A 21201-nucleotide genomic window follows, 5' to 3' on the forward strand; every position below is an offset into this window, starting at 1 on the left:
CTTCGGGCCGGGTCGGATAGCGGAATTCGACATGGTCGAAGGCGAGCATCCCGCGCGGCGGATTGGGCAGCGCCTGGGGTTTGGCCGGCGCCGCGATTTCGGGCTTTTCCGTCAGCAACTCGCCCAGCCGCGCCGCCGCGCCCGCACCGCGCAACAGATCGCCATAGACTTCGGTCAGCGCGCCGAACGCGCCCGCGACGAAGCCGCCGGTCAGCACGAACGCCGCGATCGTGCCGCCGCCGATCTTGCCGGTGGCGACGTCGGTCGCGCCTTCCCACAACACCATCGTGATCGACCCGAAGATCAGGCCGATCACGATCGCGGTCATGATCGCGCGCACCGTGAAGCGGCGCTTGCCCGCGGCGAAGGCATTCTCGACCGCGGTGCCGAACCGCTCAGCCTCGCGGCTCTCCTGGCCGAATGCCTGGACGATCTTCATCGCGCCCAGCGTCTCCGACACCATCGATCCGACCTCGGCGATCTTGTCCTGCGACGATCGGCTGAAGCCGCGCACGCGCCGCCCCAGGATCAGGATCGGCCCCATGATCAGCGGGATGCCGAGCAGCAGGAACGCCGCCAGCTTGGGCGCGAGGATGAACAGATAGACGATCCCGCCGATGCCAGTGAACATGTTGCGGAGCGCGATCGACACGGTCGAACCGACGATCTGCTCGATGATCGCGGTGTCGGAGGTGAGCCGCGACGCGATCTCCGATGGCCGGTTCTCCTCGAAGAAGCGCGGCGCCAGCGTCAGCAGGTTCGCCTGCACCCGGCGGCGCAGATCGGCGACGACGCGCTCGCCCAGCCACGACACGAAATAGAAACGGCAGGCGGTCGCGATCGCCAGCACGACCACGATCATCAGCAGATAGTGGAAGGAGGAATTGACGCCGTGCGGCGACCCGCCCGCCGCGAAGCCGCGATCGATCACGCGCTTGAAGCCGTAGGGAATCGCGAGCGTCGCCGCCGACGCCACGATCAAGGCCGTGAGCGCGGCGGCGATCCGCCCGGGATAGCGCATCGCCATCCCCCAGATCAGGCGGAGTTCGCCGATGCGACGTCGTTCCCCACGCGGGGGCAGCGGTTCTGGAATGCGGGCCATGAACGTACAGATAGCAACCGCACGCCCCTCAACCAAATATGCATTTGGTCGTTTGTTGCATTGCGGCGTTATAACCGCCATCTAAGTACCCCTGCCGGGGAGGCGTGAACCGAGTGCTATACGAAGCGTATGAAATGCAGCGGAGCCTGCTTGCGGGTGCAAGCGCGATGGCCGAGCTTGGTTCCGAATGGATGGCGCACCCCGCCAACCCTTTTGCCAGGACACAATTGGGATCGATGATGGCGTCGGGGCTGGACGTCTTCGCCCATGCCTCGGCTCCGCACGGCAAGCCCGAATTCGGCCTGCCCTTCACGCTGATCGACGGCAAGGAAGTGCTGGTCGAGGAAGTGATCGAGGATCGCAAGCCGTTCGGCCAGCTCGTCCACTTCACCCGACCCGAAGCGCCCAAGGATCAGCCCAAATTGCTGATCGTGGCGCCGATGTCGGGCCATTACGCGACCCTGCTGCGCGGCACGGTCGAGCGGATGCTGCCCGGCCATGACATCTGGATCACCGATTGGCGCGACGCGCGGCTCGTGCCGCTCGCCGACGGCGAATTCCATGTCGACGATTATATCGATTATCTGATCGGCTGGCTGGAGCATATCGGCCCGGGCGCGCATGTGCTGGCGGTGTGCCAGCCGGCGGTCCAGGCCTTCGCCGCGGCGTGCCTGATGTCCGCCGACAAGAATCCGGCGCGGCCGAAGACGCTGGCGATGATGGGCGGTCCGATCGACACGCGCGAAGCGCCGACGGTGGTCAACACCACCGCGACCCAGCGGCCCTACAGCTGGTTCGAACAGAATGTGATCGCGACCGTGCCCTTTTATTATCCGGGCAACGGACGGAAGGTCTATCCGGGCTTCCTCCAGCTCACCGGCTTCATGGCGATGAACTGGGGCAACCACCTCGTCAGCCATTGGCAGATGTTCCGCCACCTCGTCGACGGCGACCAGGAAAGCGCGGAATCGACGAAGGCCTTCTACGACGAATATCGCTCGGTCTGCGACATGACCGCCGAATTCTATCTCGAGACGATCGACGTCGTGTTCCAGCGCCATCTGCTGCCCAAGGGCGAGATGATCTTCCGCGGCCGCAAGGTCGATCCGGGCGCGATCACCGACGTCGCTTTGCTCGCAATCGAAGGCGAGCGCGACGATATCTCCGGCGTCGGCCAGACCAGGGCCGCGCTCAAGATCACCCCCAATCTGCCCGATGCGCAGAAGGAATATCTGCTCGCCAAGAAGGTCGGCCATTACGGCATCTTCAACGGCCGCCGCTGGCGCGAGGAAATCGCGCCCGTGCTGGAAAACTTCATCAAAGCGCATAACGCATAGTCGTCATGCCGGACTTGTTCCGGCATCCACTTCCCCGCAAACGCAGCGTTTGTGAAACAGTGGATCCCGGAACACGTCCGGGGTGACGGGACGATATGAAACTTCACGCGCAAATCGAACGCTGGCCGGTCGCGGGCGCCTTCACCATCTCGCGTGGCGCCAAGACGCATGTGGATGTCGTCGTCGCCGAGATCGTCGACAGCGACCATATCGGGCGCGGCGAAGGCACCGCTATCTATTATCATGGCGAAAGCGCGGAGAGCGTGCTGGCCGAGATTCTGGCGCAAGCCGATGCGGTCGCAGGCGGCCTGACCCGCGCCGAATTGCAGACCCGCCTGCCGCGCGGCACCGCACGCAACGCACTCGATTGCGCTTTGTGGGATCTGGACGCCAAGCGCACCGGCACGCCCGTATGGAAGCTGGCCGGGCTCACCGAACCCAAGCCGCTCGTCACCGCCTTCACCATCTCGCTCGGCGAACCGGATCGGATGGAAGCCGACGCACGCACCTCGGCCCATTTGCCCTTGCTCAAGCTCAAGCTCGCCGGCGAAGGCGACGAAGCGCGCGTTGCCGCCGTCCGCCGTGGCGCGCCCGATGCGCGGCTGATCGTCGATGCCAATGAGGCCTGGACCGGCCGCGACATCGCGGCCGAAGCCGCGATCCTCACCCGCTACGGCGTCGAGTTGATCGAACAGCCGGTCAAGGCCGGACAGGATGATTTGCTCGACGGCGTCGCCAGCCCGATCCCGCTCGCCGCCGACGAAAGTTGCCAGGACCGCTTTGATCTCGTGCGCTGCGCCGGCCGCTATCAGGCGATCAACATCAAGCTCGACAAGGCCGGCGGCCTGACCGAAGCGCTCGCGCTCGCCGCCGAGGCGCGCGACATGGGTCTCGACGTGATGGTCGGCTGCATGCTCGCCACCTCGCTCGGCATCGCGCCGGCGTTCCTAGTGAGCGGCGCGGCACGCTGGGTCGATCTCGATGGTGCGCTGCTGCTGGCGAAGGATCGCCCGGCGGCGATGGTCTCAGCCGATGGGCTATTGGAGCCACCCGGGCCGGATCTCTGGGGCTGACCTGACTCCCCTCCCTTGCAAGGAAGGGGCTTTATTCCCCGCTCGCTTCCACCTCCGGCGCCCCCGCCGTCCCCGGCGGCGGCGCATTGACGGGCGGCGTGATCGACTTGCCGTCAGGCCCCGCAAATTCGATCTTCGCGCCTTCGAAGGCGGCGAGCAATCCGATCGCGATTTCGTGCCGCGCCTGGAAAACCTTGTCCCAGCTCTGGCTCAGCACGTCGAACTGCACCTGGATCTCGATCGTGGGCAGGGTCAGGTCGGAAATGCCGCAGCGGACCAGCTTGCATTTGTCCTGCGCCTCCACCGCCGCCTTCACCATCGCCTGGATGCCGCCCAGCACCTTGGGCGGGGTGTGATAGGCGATGTGCAATGTGAACTCGACGCGGCGGCGGTTGAGCCGCGCCATGTTGTGCAGTTCCTTGCTGAGCAGGTTGGTGTTGGAAATCACCACCTCTTCCCCGGTAGTAGCGCGCACGCGCGTCGTCTTGAGGCCGATCTCCTCGACCGTGCCGGTGGTCTTGTCCCAGCGTATCTGGTCGCCGCGCTGGAAAGGCTTGTCGAAGATGATCGACAAGGCCGAAAACAGATCGTCGAAAATGCCCTTGGCGGCGAGGCCGATCGCGATGCCGCCGATGCCGAGGCCCGCGATCAGGCCGGTGACGTTGACGCCCAGATTGTCGAGGATCAGCACGCTCGCGATCGCGAACAAGGCGATCGTCACCAGCAGCCGGATCACGCCCACCGCCGAGCCCTGGGCACCGGTTGCATCGCTCCCGCCCGCGCGATGCTCGACCACGCCCAGGATCAGTTCGCGGACCCAGAGCGCGCCCTGCAGGGCGACCGCGATCGTGAACATGACCGAGATGGTCTGCCACACCATCGGCGGCGGATCGGCATAACCGTCGACCAGCTTGGCGGCGAACAGGACGATGAACCACAACTTGGTCGCGGCGAAGACACGGCCGACCGTCTGCGGCCAGTGCGTCAACGAACCTTGTCGCTGGCATAAGCGGATACCGAGGATGCGCACGGCGTACAGGACGATGCAGATCGCCGCGCCAAAGCCGAGCGCAATGCCGACCTGCAGATAATGGCTCAGGATCCATTGGATCGTCTCGTCCGAGAGCATCTGGACCGAGCTTTTCGAAAGGCGCAGAGGCGCCGTTACGTTGGTGTTCGCCATTGATGCTATCTTCACGCTGCCTTGGCGTGGCTGTGCGCAGCGGTGGCGATCTCGTCAAGGAATCCGACCAAAGCGCGTTCGTGCGCGGACAGATATTGCATCGCGCGCGGCATGCGGAGCGCGCACAATTCGCCCGCGTCGCCGTCCCGGCAGAGCGCGATCAAGGCGGGATGGATATAGGATTTGCGGCTGATCGCGGGGGTATTGCCCAGCGCGGAAGCAACCGCTTCCAGCATCGGCTTGAGGCTGACCTTGCCGTCCTTCGACGCAACCAGAATATGCTCGAAGGCGAGCAGGCTCGCGCCCCAGGTGCGGAAATGCTTGGCCGTGAAATCGCCGCCGGTCGCCTCGCGGATATAGGCGTTCACGTCCTCCGACGTGACCGGATGGGACGTACCATCGGCATCGAGATATTCGAACAGATGCTGCCCGGGCAGATCCTGCGTGCGCCGCACGATCCCCGCCAGACGGCGATCCTCGATCGTCAGCCGCTGCTTCTTGCCCGATTTGCCGACATATTCGAGCTGGAGCCGCGCGCCGCGCACGCGCGCGTGGCGGTTGCGCAAGGTGGTCGCGCCGAAGCTTTTATTCTCCTTGGCATAAGCCTCGTTGCCGACCCGGATATGGCCAAGGTCGAGCAGCCGCACGACCGCCGCGATCACCGTGTCGCGGGCGAGCTTGCGGCCAGTCAGATCGGCCTTCACCCGCGCCCGAAGCCGGGGCAGCGCGCGGCCGAAATCGGCGCAGCGTTCATATTTGTCGGCCTCCTGCTGCGCGCGGAAATCGGGGTGATAGCGATATTGCTTGCGCCCGCGCGCATCCATGCCGGTCGCCTGGACGTGGCCATTGGCATAGGGGCAATACCAGGCGTCGGCATAAGCTGGCGGCAGCGCGACCGCGTTCAGCCGGTCGATTTCGTCGCGATCCTTGATGCGTTCGCCCGACGGCAGGAAATAGGCCCAGCCATGGCCGGCGCGCTGGCGGGTGATACCGGGCTTCTTGTCGTCGCAATGACGCAATCGGGAAACGGACATGAGGCGAGAACGTCACCCGCCCCGCCTCGTTCCGCCGCCAGTTTGGCTATTCGCCCGTTCGCTTTCGATCGCGCAGCCACTGAACGATGGCGATGGCGATGCCGACCAGCGCGCCGCCCATGACCCCGATCGTCGGCTGCCCCTCCACCGCCCCGATCGCGGTGCCGATCGCGATCGCGATCACGATGAAGATGCCGCCGCCGAAGCTCTGTGTCTGGTTCGCCATGTGGCTTTCCTGCCATTTCCCGCGCTTTTCCGCCACCCGATCGCGACGGCGGTGAAACAAAATCGCCGGATGGGCGCTGGCGAGATCGGGCATGAGGTTCCGAGACCTTGATCGATCCAGGCTTTGCCTGGGTCGTGAATCAAGGTCTCAACAATATGAGAGCCTGATTCACGTCATCAGCGGAAGCGCATAGCGCTTCCACCGATAACGATCAGGCTCTAGGAAGAGTGATGGTTCGGGTTTCATCGCGCCCAGCCGCCTGCGTGGCGGCCGCGCTCCTGCTCTCGTCCGCCGCGCATGCCCAGCCTGCGCCGGCGAGCGCGCCCGCGCCGAGCCCACCCCCTGCGGCTGCGCCGGTCCCGCCGCCCGCGGCTGCGCCGATCCCGCCCCCGGCGGTTACGCCGATACCAGTCGATCCCACCATCGATCTCTCGCCGATGCCCGAACTGGGCGTCGACTGGCCCGATCCCGTCAAGATCGATGCCGCCCCCACCGCCACCGGCCCGACCGAGGTCAAGGGCATCGCCGCCGACAAATTGCAGCATTACCGGGTCGTGCTGGAGGGCGCGGAGACGCTCGGCTTAACCTTCCGCACCCGCTTCGACCAATTGTCCGCGCTCGTTACCAACCAGACCAAGCCCGCCAACGCCGCGCAGATCAACCGCCGCGCCCGCGACGATGAGGATCTGGTGCGGCAGTTGCTCGCCGCGCAGGGCCGCTACGACGGACGCGTCGTCGCGACCGTCAATTCCAACCCGCAAAGCGGCGACACAATCGTCCACGTCACCGTCAAGCCGGGCGATGCCTACACGTTCGCCACGGTCAGTCTTCCCGGGCTGGAGACAACCGGCAAGGACGCCAAGCGCCTGACCGGCGATTTCGGGATCAAGGCGGGCGATCCGGTCAATGCCGATTCGGTGCTGGCCGCGGTCACCGCGTTCAAGGTCGATCTCGGGCGTCAGGGCTATCCTTTCGCCAAGGTCGGCGAGCCCGAAGTCGCGATCGATCATCAGGCGAACAAGGCGGTGCTGACGCTGCAGGTCACCCCGGGCGCGCATGCGCGCTTCGGCCGGATCGTTCCGACCGGCACCCGGCCGATTTTCTCGGCCAGTCACCTCCAGACGATCGCGCGTTTCCATCCCGGTCAGCCATATGACGCGGCCCGGCTCGACGATTTCCGCCGCGCCTTGATCGCAACCGGGCTGGTCTCGACCGTGACGATCACGCCGGTCGCGACCACGGATTCGGGCGTTGTCGATATTGACGTCGGCATCGACCGCGCGCCGCGCCGCACCGTCGCCGCCGAAGTCGGCTACAGCACGGGCGAAGGCGTACGCGTCGAAACGTCATGGACGCACCGCAACCTGATCCAGCCCGAAGGCGCGGTGACCTTCCGCGGCGTGCTCGGCACCAAGGAGCAATCGCTCGGCGCGACTTTGCGCCAGGGCAATTTCCAGGCGCGCGACCGGATACTGACCGCACAGGTCGTCGCCAGCCATACGATCTTCGACGCCTATGAAGCGCGCACCTTCACGACCGGCGCGAGCCTCGAGCGGCAGACCAATATCATCTGGCAGAAGACCTGGGCCTGGTCGTTCGGCGGCGAGTTCGTCGCCACCCGGGAACGCCATACCGGCGATCCGAATTTCAAGACCTATCTGGTCGCAGCGACGCCGACGAGCCTGTCCTATGACGGGTCCGACGATCTGCTCAACCCGACCAGCGGCTTCCGCCTGTCGGGCCGGCTCTCGCCCGAATTGTCGCTGCAATCGGGCGCCCACGCTTATGTGAAGACGCAGATCGACGCGAGCGCCTACCAGCCGCTCGGCCCGCGCTTCGTCTTTGCCGAGCGCGTCCGCTTCGGCTCGATCGACGGCGTCCAGCGCGACAGCATTGCGCCGTCGCGGCGCTTCTATGCCGGCGGCGGCGGTTCGGTCCGCGGTTATGGCTATCAGAAGATTGGGCCGGTCGATCAGAATGGCGATCCGCTTGGCGGCAGGTCGCTCACCGAATATTCGGTCGAGGCGCGCGTCCGCTTCGGCAATTTCGGCGTGGTGCCCTTCCTCGATGCGGGCAATCTCTACAGCTCCAGTATCCCCAAGCTGGGCGGCCTGCGTTACGGCACCGGCTTGGGCGCGCGTTATTATTCTAGCTTCGGCCCGATCCGCGTCGATGTCGGCACGCCGCTCAACCGCCGGCCAGGGGAATCGCGCGTCGCGGTCTATGTCTCGTTGGGTCAGGCCTTCTGATGGCGGCCGAAAACCAGATCGACGAGGTCGAGATCGTCGAAGCCCCCGCCCTGCGCCGCCGCTGGCACATGCGCGTGCTGCGCGCGATCGGCATCGGCCTGCTCGGGCTGATCGGCGTGTTTCTGGTCGCTTTGTGGAGCATCGACACCCAGCCCGGCCACCGCCTGATCGCCGACCATATCGGCAAGATGCGGCCGTCGAGCGGGCTGCGCATCAAGATCGGGCGGATCGAAGGATCGATCTGGCGCCGCGCCACCTTGCGCGATGTCCGTCTCTACGACCTCAACGGCCAGTTCTTCGAAGCGCCCGAGATCAAGCTCGACTGGCACCCCTTCGCCTGGTCGCGCAACCTGCTCGATATCGATCGCGTCTCGGCGCCCTTGCTGATCCTCGATCGCCTGCCTAGGCTCAAGAGCAAGCCGGGCGGGCCGATCCTGCCGGGCTTCGACATCCATATCGGCTCGCTCAACGTCGACCGGCTCAAGCTCGGCAAGGCGGTCGCCGGCCACGCCGAAATCGTGCGGCTGGCGGCCAAGGCCGATATCCGCGGCCGCCGCGCGATGATCGGCCTGCGCGCTGTCTCAACCGCGCACGACCGGCTGGTGCTCGATCTCGACGCCGAACCCGATGGCGACCGGTTCAAACTCGCGGGCGAACTGGATGCACCGGTCGGCGGCGTGGTCGCGGGCCTCGCCGGCTTGCGCGCGCCGATGTCGCTGCGCGTCGGCGGGCACGGCACCTGGCATAGCTGGGACGGCAGCGCGCAGGGCACGCTCGGCGGCAAGAAGGTGGTCGATCTCGGCCTGGGCGTGCGCGACGGGCGCTACAGCCTCGGCGGTACCCTCGCCCCCTCCCACTTCCTCAGCGGCAAGCTCCAGCGGCTGACCGCACCCGGGATCAAGCTGCTGGGCGAAGGCACGCTCCTCGACCGCAAGCTGAACGGCCATCTCAACCTCGCCTCGCCCGCCTTGCAGTTCGCCGCCGCCGGCACAGTCGATCTGACCGAGGGCGCCTTTTCCAATCTCGCGCTCGACGCGAAATTGTTGAAGCCGCCGGCTTTGTTTCCCAACATGACCGGGCGCGACGTGCATCTCCATGCCGTGCTCGACGGGCCCTATGGCACCTTCGCCTACAAATATGCGCTGGCGAGCCCGCATATCGCGTTCGACACGACCGGCTTCGACACGCTGCGCGCGACCGGCGCGGGCCATTGGTCGCATGCGCCGGTGCGCGTGCCGATCAAATTGCAGGCGGCGCAGGTCACCGGCGTCGGCACGGTCGCGGGCGGCATATTGCGCAACCTGTCGGTCGCGGGCCTGCTCAAGGTCGATGCGAAGACCGTGGTCGGCCAGGACCTCGCGCTGACATCCGACAAGCTCAAGGGCAAACTCCAGCTTCGCCTCGATCTCGTGTCCGGCCGCTACGATATCGCGATCGCGGGCGGACTCGCGCGCTATCTGATCCCGGGCCTCGGCATCGTCGACGTCACTACCAAGGTGAGCGTGCTGCCCGGCCCTAACGGCATGGGCACGGTCGTCGCGGGCACCGGCCAGGCGATCGTGCGCCGGTTCGACAATGCCTTCCTCGCCAGCCTCGCCGGCGGCAATCCGCGCATCGACACACGGCTGGTGCGCACGCCCGATGGCATCATCCATTTCTCCAACACGGTGCTGACCGGCCCCGCCATCCGCATCACGGGATCGGGCATCCGCCGCCGCGATGGCAGCTTCCAATTCTCAGGCACGGGCACGCAGGCGACCTACGGCCCGTTCAAGATCGCGCTCGACGGCCAGATCGATCATCCCAAGGTCCAGCTTGTGCTCGACCATCCGGTCGACGCGCTCGGCCTGACCCAGGTCGCGCTCAATCTCGATCCGGTCGCGGAGGGCTTCCAGTTCAACGCGCATGGCGGATCGACCGTCGGACCGTTCCAGGCGCACGGCCTGATCCGCACCCCGTCCGGCCAGCCGACCGTGATCGACGTCGCCGACGTCGCCGTCACCGGCACCCATGCCAAGGGCAGCCTCACGTCTGGCACCGGCGGCTTCACCGGCCGGCTCGATCTGGCGGGCGGCGGCATCGGCGGATCGATCGCTTTTGCCCCGCAGGGCGCGCTCCAACGGATCGATCCGCATGTCACGCTCAGCGGCGCGACCGTCGCCACCGCCCAGCCCCTGACCGTCCGGCGCGGCCGCGTCGACGGATCGATCCTGCTCGATCCGGCTGGTGTGTCGGTCGACGGCAAGCTGAGCGCGCTGGGGCTGGCGCATGGATCGATGTCGCTCGCCCGGATCGCGGCGGAGGCGCATCTGAAAGGCGGCCAGGGCACGATCGCACTCACCGCCACGGGCAGCGCCCGCCGCGCGTTCGACGTCAACGCCAATATCAAGCTGACGCCCGGCCATATGACGATCACCGGCACGGGCAATGTCGAGGGCAAGGCGCTCACCTTGTCCGGTCCGGTCGAGCTGACGATGACCGATGCCGAATGGGCCCTGTCGCCGACCCGGATCGATTATGCCGGCGGCAACGCCACCGTGTCCGGCCTGTTCGCGCGCGGCGTCGTCAATATCGATGCCGGACTCGATCATATGCCGCTGACCGTGCTCGACCTGTTCAATCCCAAGCTCGGCCTGGGCGGCTATGCGAGCGGCAAGTTCAACTTCCACCATATTGTCGGCACGTCGCCCACGGGCCGGATCGACGTCGCGGTGCGCGGCCTCACCCGATCCGGGCTGGTGCTGAGCTCGCAACCGGTCGACCTCGGCCTCGCGGCGGTGTTGACCCCGAACGGCGCGGCGGCGCGCGCGGTGCTGGTCAGCAACGGCAAGGTCATCGGCCGCGGCCAGGCGAAATTGTCGCCGCTGGCGCCGGGCGACGACATCATTTCGCGCCTGATCAAGGCGCCCTTGTTCGCACAGCTGCGCTATGCCGGGCCCGCCGACACCTTGTGGCGGCTGATCGGGGTAGAGACGATCGACCTGTCGGGCCCGCTCTCGGTCGCCGCCGACATCGGCGGCACGCCCGCCGATCCGGAGATTTCGGGCCGCCTGTCGAGCGACGGGGCGCGGATCGAAAGCGCGGTCACCGGCACCGTCGTCGACGGCATCAAGGCGAGCGGCACGTTCAACGGATCGCGCCTGACGATCGATCAGATGACCGGACATGCCGGCGCGGGCGGCACCGTCACCGGACGCGGAAGCTTCGATTTCGGCGCGGGCAAGGGCCTTGGCATCGATCTCGCGATCCAGGCCCAGAATGCCGTATTGCTCAATCGCGACGATATCGGCGCGACCGTGACCGGCCCGCTCACGCTCAAGTCGGACGGGGTCGACGGCACGATCGGCGGCGACGTCCGGATCGAACGCGGCCGCTTCCGCCTGGGCAGTGCGACCGCCGCGCAGGTGCCGCAACTCAGGGTCACCGAGCTTAACCGCCCCGACGATTCCGACGACGACACGACCCCGCTGGTGCCGTGGACGCTCGACCTCAAGGCCCATGCCTCGAGCCGGCTGATGGTGACGGGTCTCGGCCTCGACAGCGAATGGCGTGCGGACCTCGTCATCAAAGGCGCGGTCGACAATCCCGCGATCGGCGGGCGCGCCGATCTGGTGCGCGGCGGCTATCAGTTCGCCGGCCGCCGCTTCGATCTTGACCGCGGCAGCATCCGCTTCACCGGCGAGGCGCCGCCAGATCCGGTGCTCGACATCACCGCTCTGGCCGACATTCAGGGGCTGAACGCGACGATCCACGTCACCGGCACCGGCCTGCACCCCGACATCAATTTCCAATCGACCCCGGCCTTGCCGGAGGACGAATTGCTGTCGCGCCTGCTGTTCGGCACGTCGATCACCAATCTGTCCGCGCCCGAGGCACTGCAGCTGGCGGCGGCGGTGGCGAGCCTGCGCGGCGGCACCGGCGGCGGGCTCAACCTCGATCCGATCAATACGGTCCGCAAGGCGGTCCATCTCGACCGACTGCGCATCCTGCCCGCCGACGTCACTACCGGGATGAAGACCGCGGTCGCCGCCGGCAAGAATATCGGCCGTCGCACCTATGTCGAGCTGATCACCGACGGCGCGGGCTATTCGGCGACGAGCATCGAATATCGCATCACGCGCTGGCTGTCGGTACTGGGTACGATCTCGACGATCGGCCGCCAGAGCACGAACTTGCGCGTGTCGAAGGATTATTGAACGCCTTCCGGCATTCCTATTCCACCCTCGCACTACCTCCCAAGAAATCGGCCGCGCACCTATTATTTGTTATGAATAGGGCGTGTATGGCGAGCATCTTGGATTTATTTATTTAATTCCGAGCATTCTCAAAATTAGTTACTACATATGTATTGTAAGTAGCGTAGCGTCAATGAGGCGGTAATCCATTTTATACTGGATGCCGCCTCGTTTGTAATTTCGATGCATCCCTGAGAGGCCTGCATCGATCTTGATGTATGATATTTCCGTCTCGCCGAACAATTGTGGCACGGTCGCCCGGCAAGCATGCTACATCCGCAGCGATCCCCCATCGCAAGCAGGTGCTTTGACCCAGCCTCGATCCGTTTCGATCCACCGATGACCGCGCACGGGTCGTACGCGTTCACGCTCTCGCAGCTGTCGGCGCTCGCCCGGGCCCAGAACGACCTCCTCACTTCCGACAGCGCGCTCGCGGCCAGCCGCGAGGCGACCGCCTTCCTGGAGAGCATCCTCAACGCGACCAAGGATTGCGTGATCGTGCTCGCGCTCGACGGCACGCTTGCCTTCATGAATTCGGGCGGCCAGGCGATTATGGAGATCGACGATTTCGCGATGGTCGAGGGCAGCCCATGGCCGGCCTTGTGGGAAGAGGAATATGAGGCAAGCTCGCTCGCGGCGATGACCGCTGCGCGCGCCGGTCAGATCGGGCATTTCACCGGCCGCGCCCAGACCACCAAGAATGTGCCGCGCTGGTGGGACGTCACCGTGTCGCCGATCTTCGACGAGGATGGCGAGCCGGCGATGCTGCTCTCCATCTCGCGCGACATCACGATCGCGAAATCGCTTGAGCTTCAGCAGGAATTGCTGGCCGGCGAACTCAGCCATCGGGTCAAGAATATCCTCACGGTCGTGCAGGCGATCGCGATGCAATCGTTTCGCGGCGTCGATCCCCACCAGTTGAACGCGTACGCAGCGCGGATCGCGGCGCTGGCGAGCGCGCAGGCCTTGCTCATCCAGACCGCATGGCAATCGGCGCCTATTCACGATGTGATCGTGAAGGCGCTGGCGCCGCATTGTTCCGCCGAACGCTGTGTCATCAGCGGGCCCGCGTTGGAGCTTAACGGCCAGCGTGCGCTCGCTCTGGCGCTCGCGGTGCACGAGCTTGCCACGAACGCGGTCAAATATGGCGCCTTGTCGAACGCGACGGGGCGAATTCACGTCCAGTGGGAGATCGCCGGGGGCGAACTTCGATTGTCCTGGCGGGAAAGCGGCGGGCCGGTTGTCGGTACGCCCGGACCGCCCGGTTTCGGTACGCGGATCGTGTCGCGCAATCTCGCCGCGGAATTCAAAGGCGCGGTCGATTTGCAACTTTGGCCCTCTGGCCTTGTTGTGACTCTGACCGCTCCCCTATGAGCGATCGTCCCGCAGCGTGCATTCCGGCGGGTCATTGGAACAGCACATGACGAGTATCAATAATCCGCGCCGTCGGTCGATCATGGTGGTCGACGACGAAGCCTTGGTGCGGATGATGGCGGTCGATCTGTTCGAACAGGCGGGCTTCCACGTTCTGGAAGCCGCCAACGGCGCGGACGCCGCACGGACGATCACCGATCTGGACTCGATCCACGGCCTGTTCATCGACATCGCAATGCCGGGCCCCATGAATGGTCTCGAACTCGCCCGGATCGCGTGTGAGCTCCACCCCGAGGCGATCGTCCTGCTGGTTTCCAGCAAGACACCGCCGGCGGCGCACGAACTCCCCGGTTGCGCCCGGTTCATCGCCAAACCCTATGACGGTGCCGCGGTGTTGCGGGCGTTCGAACTGCCGCCGCAAGCCTGAAGGACACCTGCTGGCAATTCGCGCACGCTTGCCTTGTTCCCGCTTTGGGACGATCAGGAGGCATGAAAAACGCTCCGGAAACGACGGGGGAGGATCGGGGACTATCGGCGCGGGACACGGTGCTCACGCGCCTGGTCCGCACCTATGACCGGGCGCTCGCGCGTTTCTTTGAGCGCCGCGTCCACAGCAAGAGCGACGTCCCGGATCTGGTGCAGGAGGTGTTTCTGCGCCTGAGCCGGATGGACGATCCCAATGCGATCGAGAAACCGGAACATTTCCTCTTCGTCACCGCCGCCAATGTGCTGCGGGATCGTGCCCGCCGGGAGGGTGCGCAACGCCGCGCGGCCGGCGACGATATTCTGTCGCCGATGGCCGAGGGTTCGGATTTTCCGCCCGATCGCGTCTTGGACAGTAAGCAGGCGGCCGAACGGCTCGCCGCGACTTTACGCGAACTGCCCGAGCGTACGCGCGATATATTCGTGCTGCGCGTCCTCGAAGGAATGAAGATGGCCGACGTGGCGCGCGCTTTTTCGATCTCCACCCGGGCGGCGGAAAAGCACCAGGCCAAGGCGCTCGCTTATGTGACGCGCGCGCTGGAGGATTGGCGTGATCGCTGACGAGACGATCCTCGACGATGCCGCCGACTGGCACGAGCGGATGCAGAACGCGCCCGATGCGGGCACGCGCCAGGGTTTCGAGGCGTGGCTCGCCGCGAGCGATGCGCATGCCGCCGCCTATGATCGCGTGAGCGCGGGGCAACGGGATGCGGCGGCGCTAGCGGACGAAACCGCTTTGCTCGCCTTGCGGCACGAGGCGATCAAGCGCGCGATGCTGGCCCCGCCGCGCCACCGCCTGCGGAAAAGCACGATCGCGGCCGGCCTGTTGCTGTTCGCGGCAGCCCCGCTCGCGGCGCTCGGCTACGAACAATGGTTCGCGCGACCGGCGCCGGCGCCGTTCGAGCAGACGTTCCGCACCGCGATCGGCCAGCAGACCGATGTCGCGCTGCCCGATGGTTCGACCGTCCGGCTCGATACCAACAGCCAGCTCCATGTCGCCTTCACCGCCAAGGAACGCCGCGTGGTGCTCGACGGCCAGGGCTGGTTCGAGGTGAAGGACGCCTCGCGCCCGTTCCTGATCAAGGCGGCGGATCGCGAGCTCAGCGCGACGCAAGGCCGCTTCGACGTGCGCACCGATCCGGGCCAGGTTCGCGCCTTCGCCGACAGCGGCACGCTCTCGCTCGCCGCCGGATCATCCTCGATCGCGCTGGGCGACGGCAAGCTCCTCACCGTGCGCGGCGAAGAGGCGTCGATCCGGCGGCTGGAACAGCCGACATCCTTCACCGGCTGGCGCAACGGCATGCTGCTGTTCGAAGACGTGCCGCTGGCGGCGGCGGTCGGCGAGCTCAACCGCTATCGCCGGCAGGCGATCGGCATCGCCGATGCGCAGGCGGGAGCGCTGCGGATCATCGGCTCGTTCCGGACGGTCGAGACTCCGGCTTTCGTCGATGCGCTGAAAGCAGGATTCCCGGTCCGTGTGCGGCAGGGCCAGGATACGGGGCCGACAATAGCCTCGCGCTAGAGGCGGCGGATAAAAATTGAAGAAAAAATGAAGCGCGTGGTTCGGATACTGGCGCGGCCTGCGTCTTATCTCCTGAAGGCTCCGCAAAAGACGGAGCGGACACGGAGGAGGGATTTGGGATGGCGCGACTATGTTCGACGCATCGTTATGGTGGCGGCGCTCGTCACGGCGGTGTGGCCGGGCCGGTCGATTGCCGCACCTCCCGCCTTCAGCATCGCCCCGTCCGATCTGGCCGACGCCCTGACCATGTTCGCGCAGCAAAGCCGGCAGCAATTGCTGTTCGCGCCGCAGGCGGTGCGCGGCAAGCGGGCGCATGCCGTTCACGGCCGCATGCCGCCCGATCGGGCGCTGGCGCGGCTGCTTGGCGGCACCGGTTTCCATGCCGAACGCGCGGCCGGCGGTGCGTGGCTGCTCGTTCCGGATCCACCGCCCGTGGCTAAACCGATCGCCCCCCCGGCCCCGCATGTACGCGAACCCGCCGCCACCCCGGCCGAGCCGGCCGTGCTGCAGGATATCGTTATCGTTGGCACGCCGGGCGGCGGCATCGGGCGGCGCGAAGCGGCCTATGCGGTCACGACGATCGATCAGCCCGCGATCGAGCGGCTCGCGCCGGCCAGCACCGCCGAAGTGCTGCGCCTGGTCCCCGGTCTCACCGTCGAGACCTCGGGCGGCAAGAATGGCGCCAACATTTTCGTGCGCGGCTATCCGTCGGGCGGCGACGCCGAATATGTTACCTTCCAGACGGAAGGTGTCCCCTTCTTCCCGCCCGCTACCTTGTCCTTCCTTGAAAATTCGCAGCTCATCCGGCTCGACGATACGGTCCGCCGGGTGGAGGCCGTGCGCGGCGGCACCGGTGCCTTGTTCGCCTCGGGCCAGCCCGGCGTGACGGTCAATATCGTCCAGCGCGAGGGCGGCGCGCAGATGGAGGGCGAGGCCAAGATTGGCCTGTTCAGCGACGGCGAGCGCCGCGCCGACGCCTGGCTGTCCGGCCCGCTCGCGCCGACCACGCATTTCATGGTCGGCGGCTATTATTCCGCGGGCGATGGCGTGCGCTCGCCCGGTTTCGACGCGGATCGCGGCGGGCAGATCACCGCCAATCTGCGGCACGATTTCGCGGGCGGATCCCTCTTGCTGTTCGGCCGCTATCTCAACGACCGCAGCCAGTGGCTGCTGCCGATCCCGGTCGAGCAGCACGGCGCGCATATCAGCGACTATCCCGGCTTCGACGCCAACTCGGGCACGCTCGCCGGACCGGACACGCGCTATGGCCTGCTCAACGACGGCAGCCGCTACGATCTGGCCGACGGGCGCGGCGCGCGGATCGTCAATCTCGGCGCCAATTTCGAGGCGCGGCTGGGCCTGGGCCTGACGCTGCGCGACAAGGCCAGCTGGCTTTCGGGCCATGCCGATACGACCGGCCTGGTATCGAGCAACGTACCGCCCGAAAGCGCCGCCGCTTATGCGGTCGCGCTTGGCGGTACGATCGGATCGCTGCGCTTCGTCGATGACGGCGCCCCCGCCTCGCCCGATCAGACGGTAGTCGAGGCCGGCATCTGGCGCGTGTCCAAGCAGATCACCGCCTGGGTCAACGACACGACGGTCGAATGGCGCGCCGGCGCCAACAAGGCGACCGCGGGCCTGTACGCGGCGCATTACACGTCGCGCGACTGGTGGAATATCGGCAACGACCTGCTGCTCACCGCCACGCCGCAGGCGCGCCGGCTCGATCTGACGCTCGCCGACGGATCGGCGGTCACGCGCGATGGCTTCGCCAGCGGGTCGAGCTTCGCGGTCAACGGCCATTATCGCGGCAACGACACGGCCTTTTACGCGGTCGACGAACTGCAATTGGGCGAAGGCCTGCGCGCCGACGCGGGGCTGCGCCATCAGCATCATACGGTCGACGGCACGGTCGAAAACGACGCGCTCTCCGGTCCCGGCGGCCCCGACGGCAACCTCGCCACGCTCTACGACAATGGCGACATGATGTTGGACGGTACCTACCGCCCGATCCGTTATCGCGGCGGCGCCTGGTCGTGGACCGGCGGCCTCAATTACGAGATCAGCCCCACGCTCGGCGCCTTCGCCCGTTTCAGCCGGGGGCACAGCTTCCCCTTCTTCGACAATCTGCGCGACGGCTTCTCGGCTACGCCGCGGGTCGACACGTTCGAAGGCGGTCTCAAATATGCGAGCCGCCCGCTCGCTTTCTACGCGACCTTGTTCCGCAATCGCTTCCGGGGCCTCGCCACCACCGTGATCGCGCAGGGTGCGCCGATCGCCTCGATCGGCGGTGCGCACACGACCGGCGTCGAGCTGGAAGGCGTGCTGCGGCCGACCGCCGCCGTCTCGATCGCCTTTTCCGGATCGTGGCTGAGCGCGCATTATCGTCACTTCTTCACCGACGACGGCCTGACCGACCTGTCCGGCAACCAGGTCCAGCGCCAGCCGATGTGGCAGTGGCGCGTCACGCCCGACTGGAGCTTCCGCCTGGCCGGGCACAAGGCCGCGCTCCACACGACGCTGAGCTACATGGGCGATCGCTGGTCGGACGTGCAGAACGAACAGCTTCTGCCGCATTTCTACAAGCTCGATGCCGGGGCCACTTTCGAGGTCGACCGGCGGCTCACGATCGAACTGGTGGCCGACAACCTCACCAACGCGATCGGCCTGACCGAAGGCAATCCCCGCACGGTCGGTCCGCAGGGCAGCGGCGCGATCTTCGCCCGCCCCATCCTCGGCCGGTCGGCCGAGATCAGCCTGCGTTACGGCTTCTGAGATGACCGGGCGCCCACGCAGCCCGCCTTAAGCGGACCACTCGCCGTCAATCCGGACCGCCGGTCGCGCGCGCACCCGCGTTCGCGAGGCGGTGACGTGTTGCCGTCGAACGCTCCAAAAATCCGATCAGGAAGGACGAAACATGAAGCTCTCGAAAATCCATAATGCGGCTCTCGCGCTGCTTTCCGGCACCGCGCTCGGCTGGTCGCCCGCGCTGGCGCAGGACGCCGCGCCGGCACCGGCCGCTGCCGCGCCGCCTGTGGCCGATGCGCCCGAACAGGCACAGGAAATCGTGATCACCGGCAACGCCAATCGCGAAGGCCTGCGCAAGCTCGACGCCAGCTATTCGATCTCCACCGCAAGCGCCGAGCAGATCCGGGAGGTTCAGCCGCTCTCCACCGCCGACCTGCTGAAGATCATACCCGGCGTGTGGACGGAGACGTCCGGCGGCGAGACCGGCGCCAACGTCTTCATCCGCGGCTTTCCCTCGACTGGCGATGCGCCGTTCCTGACGATCGAGATGAACGGCTCCCCGATCATCGCGCCGTCGTCCTTGTCCTTCCTCGAGGACAGCTCGCTGTTCCGCATCGACGATACGATCCAGCGGGTCGAGGTGCTGCGCGGCGGCCCGAGCCCGATCTTCGCCAACGGCCAGCCGGGCGCGACCACCAACTTCATCCTGAAGGAAGGCACGCAGGATCCGCAATTCTCGGTCCGCGGCACCTATGGCACCGAGGGAATGTATCGCGGCGACGTGGTCGCCCAGGGGCCCATCAATGAAGACACGACCTATATGGTCGGCGGCTTCTATCGCTATAGCAAGGGCCTGCGCCATACCGGCTTCAGCGGCGACGATGGCGGGCAGATCACCGCCAGCGTCACGCACAAGTTCGATGCCGGCAAGCTGACCGTCTATGGCCGCTATCTCGACGATACCAACGCCTTCTACACGCCGATGCCGCTGCTCGAGCAGGACGGCAAGTTCCACACCTTCCCCGGCTTCGACGCACGCGACGACACGCTCGTTGGCAAGGAGATCGAACATACCCAGATCGAAATCGCGCCGGGCGTGAATGGCGGCCCGACGCAGAAGAAGGATGTCGATCTGTCCAAGGGCCGCGGCGCCAATATCTTCACCGCCGGCAGCAACTTCAGCTACGATTTCGGCGGGCTGGTCCTCCAGAACAACATGAACTTCACCAAGGGCCATGCCGACACTTACGCCCTGTTCACCGGCGGCAACCCGCAGTCGGCCGCCGATTATCTGACGGCGGCGGGCGGGCCCGGCACCGTCAGCTTCGCCGACAGCGGCCAGGCCGTCGCGCCCGGCCAGCAGGTGATTCAGGCGGGCATCTGGTCGGTACAGAAGCACATCCAGAGCTTCACCGACGAATTGAAGCTCAGCCACGAGCTGTTCGAGGGCAACACGCTGACGGCCGGTGCTTATTATGCCCACGTGAAGGACCATGACACCTGGTACCTGGGCAACAGCGTACTGCTCGCGCTCGAGCCGAAGGCGCGCGTGCTCAACGCCACGCTCGACAACGGCACGATCCTGACGCGCGATGGCTTCACCAGCGCCAACAGCTTCGATGTCGATGCGCGCTATCGCAGCGACAATGTGGCCGGTTACCTCAGCGATGAATGGAAGATCGGCGCGCTTCGGCTCGATGGCGGCATCCGGGTCGAGCATACCAAGATGCACGACACGTACGAAAACCTCAGCACGGGCGACCTGGATAACAATCCGCTGACCGCCTACAATAATGGCGCCACCTACCTGAACGGCACCTTCAACTCGGTTGGCTACAGCAAGACCCAGGTCAGTTGGACCGCGGGCCTGGACTATGCCTTCAACCCGCATCTGAACGGCTTCCTGCGGGCGAATAGTGGCGCGCTGCTGCCGCAGTTCGACGATCTGCGCGGCAATGCCGCCACGCCCGACCTGATCAAGCCGCAGAAGGCCAAGCAATATGAAGTCGGGCTCAAGACCTCGACCCATTTCTACGATCTGTTCCTGACCGGCTTCTATAACCGCTTCCACAACCTCCTCTTCCAGGATCTCATCGTGAATCCGGATGGCAGCACTACCAACCGCGTGCTGTTCGGCGGATCGCGGGCCTATGGCCTGGAATTCGAAGGCGCGGTCCGGCCGGTCGCTGGCGTCCAGATCGCGACGCGCGGCGTGATCCAGAACGGCAAGTTCAAGGATTTCGGCGTCAATACCGGGCATGACGTGTCGCGCCAGCCGCGCTTCCTGGCAGCGGTGATCCCGTCTTACAGCTTCCACACGGGAGCGGGCGAGGCCAAGCTGTTCGCGACCTACACGCATGTCGGCAAGCGTTATGCCGACATCGAGAACCAGCAGCCGCTGCCCAAATACGACACGCTCGACCTCGGCGCGTCGCTGGACATCAACGACCGCTTCTCGATCCAGGCGACGGTGGAGAACGTCACCAACACGCTTGCCCTGACAGAAGGCAATAGCCGGACCGTCGGGTCGGCCAATACCGATGGCTATTTCCTCGGCCGGCCGATCTTCGGGCGGCACGCGACCATCACCGCCGCTTACAAGTTCTAGGACTCTCCCCCTGCCGGCCGGTGCTAT

The 21201-nt window shown here is 66.1% G+C and carries 14 protein-coding genes; 10 read left to right on the forward strand and 4 right to left on the reverse strand.

The genetic code is table 11. The annotated features are described in order from the left end of the window. Positions 1-1102, reverse strand: a 1102-nt coding sequence (locus VK533_RS08930; RefSeq protein ID WP_324376571.1) for an ABC transporter transmembrane domain-containing protein, incomplete at its 3' end; no start/stop codon positions are given. 113 nt (positions 1103-1215) lie between these two features. Between VK533_RS08930 and VK533_RS08935 the strand changes: the two genes are divergently transcribed. Together VK533_RS08935 and dgcA are read left to right on the forward strand one after the other, a co-directional pair. Then, positions 1216-2439 (forward strand): polyhydroxyalkanoate depolymerase, encoded by a 1224-nt coding sequence (locus VK533_RS08935; RefSeq protein WP_324376617.1) that lies wholly within the window; start codon positions 1216-1218, stop codon positions 2437-2439. Positions 2440-2534: 95 nt separating this feature from the next. Beyond that, positions 2535-3512, forward strand: coding sequence for an N-acetyl-D-Glu racemase DgcA (dgcA, locus tag VK533_RS08940; RefSeq protein ID WP_324376573.1), 978 nt, complete (start codon positions 2535-2537; stop codon positions 3510-3512). 31 nt (positions 3513-3543) lie between these two features. Here the strand turns inward: dgcA and VK533_RS08945 are convergent, their stop codons facing one another. Genes VK533_RS08945 through VK533_RS08955 form a run of 3 tightly spaced genes read right to left on the reverse strand, consistent with a single transcriptional unit; the run spans position 3544 to position 5955 of the window. Next, positions 3544-4695, reverse strand: a complete 1152-nt coding sequence (locus VK533_RS08945; RefSeq protein ID WP_324376575.1) for a mechanosensitive ion channel family protein — start codon at positions 4693-4695, stop codon at positions 3544-3546. Between the two features lie 11 nt (positions 4696-4706). Beyond that, complete coding sequence (locus VK533_RS08950) at positions 4707-5729, reverse strand: DNA topoisomerase IB (RefSeq protein ID WP_324376577.1); 1023 nt, start codon at positions 5727-5729, stop codon at positions 4707-4709. 46 nt (positions 5730-5775) lie between these two features. Further along, positions 5776-5955 (reverse strand): hypothetical protein, encoded by a 180-nt coding sequence (locus VK533_RS08955; RefSeq protein WP_324376579.1) that lies wholly within the window; start codon positions 5953-5955, stop codon positions 5776-5778. 230 nt (positions 5956-6185) lie between these two features. On the opposite strand from VK533_RS08955, the gene VK533_RS08960 reads away from it, so the two are divergent. The 8 genes from VK533_RS08960 to VK533_RS08995 all read left to right on the forward strand — a co-directional run bounded on the left by VK533_RS08960 (position 6186) and on the right by VK533_RS08995 (position 21174). Continuing rightward, positions 6186-8204, forward strand: coding sequence for an autotransporter assembly complex protein TamA (locus VK533_RS08960; protein ID WP_324376581.1), 2019 nt, complete (start codon positions 6186-6188; stop codon positions 8202-8204). Beyond that, a complete protein-coding gene (locus VK533_RS08965) occupies positions 8204-12400 on the forward strand; it encodes a translocation/assembly module TamB domain-containing protein (RefSeq protein WP_324376583.1) in 4197 nt (1398 codons plus the stop codon). Before VK533_RS08960 ends, VK533_RS08965 begins: the two co-directional genes overlap by 1 nt. Before the next feature lie 378 nt (positions 12401-12778). Continuing rightward, the gene (locus VK533_RS08970; protein ID WP_324376585.1) at positions 12779-13813 is read left to right on the forward strand and encodes a sensor histidine kinase; all 1035 of its coding nucleotides are present in this window, start codon (positions 12779-12781) and stop codon (positions 13811-13813) included. Between the two features lie 46 nt (positions 13814-13859). After that, on the forward strand, positions 13860-14240 hold the full coding sequence (locus VK533_RS08975; protein WP_324376587.1) for a response regulator: 381 nt from the start codon (positions 13860-13862) through the stop codon (positions 14238-14240). Positions 14241-14302: 62 nt separating this feature from the next. Next, complete coding sequence (locus VK533_RS08980) at positions 14303-14857, forward strand: sigma-70 family RNA polymerase sigma factor (protein WP_324376589.1); 555 nt, start codon at positions 14303-14305, stop codon at positions 14855-14857. Further along, on the forward strand, positions 14847-15818 hold the full coding sequence (locus VK533_RS08985) for a FecR family protein (RefSeq protein ID WP_324376591.1): 972 nt from the start codon (positions 14847-14849) through the stop codon (positions 15816-15818). The genes VK533_RS08980 and VK533_RS08985 overlap by 11 nt, the downstream gene beginning before the upstream one ends. Positions 15819-15932: 114 nt before the next feature. Further along, positions 15933-18593, forward strand: a complete 2661-nt coding sequence (locus tag VK533_RS08990) for a TonB-dependent receptor (protein WP_324376593.1) — start codon at positions 15933-15935, stop codon at positions 18591-18593. A 142-nt stretch (positions 18594-18735) separates the two neighbouring features. After that, a complete protein-coding gene (locus tag VK533_RS08995) occupies positions 18736-21174 on the forward strand; it encodes a TonB-dependent receptor (RefSeq protein ID WP_324376595.1) in 2439 nt (812 codons plus the stop codon). The last annotated feature ends 27 nt before the right edge of the window (positions 21175-21201 follow it).

Source organism: Sphingomonas sp. (genome assembly GCF_035317925.1).
Lineage (GTDB): Bacteria > Pseudomonadota > Alphaproteobacteria > Sphingomonadales > Sphingomonadaceae > Sphingomonas_I.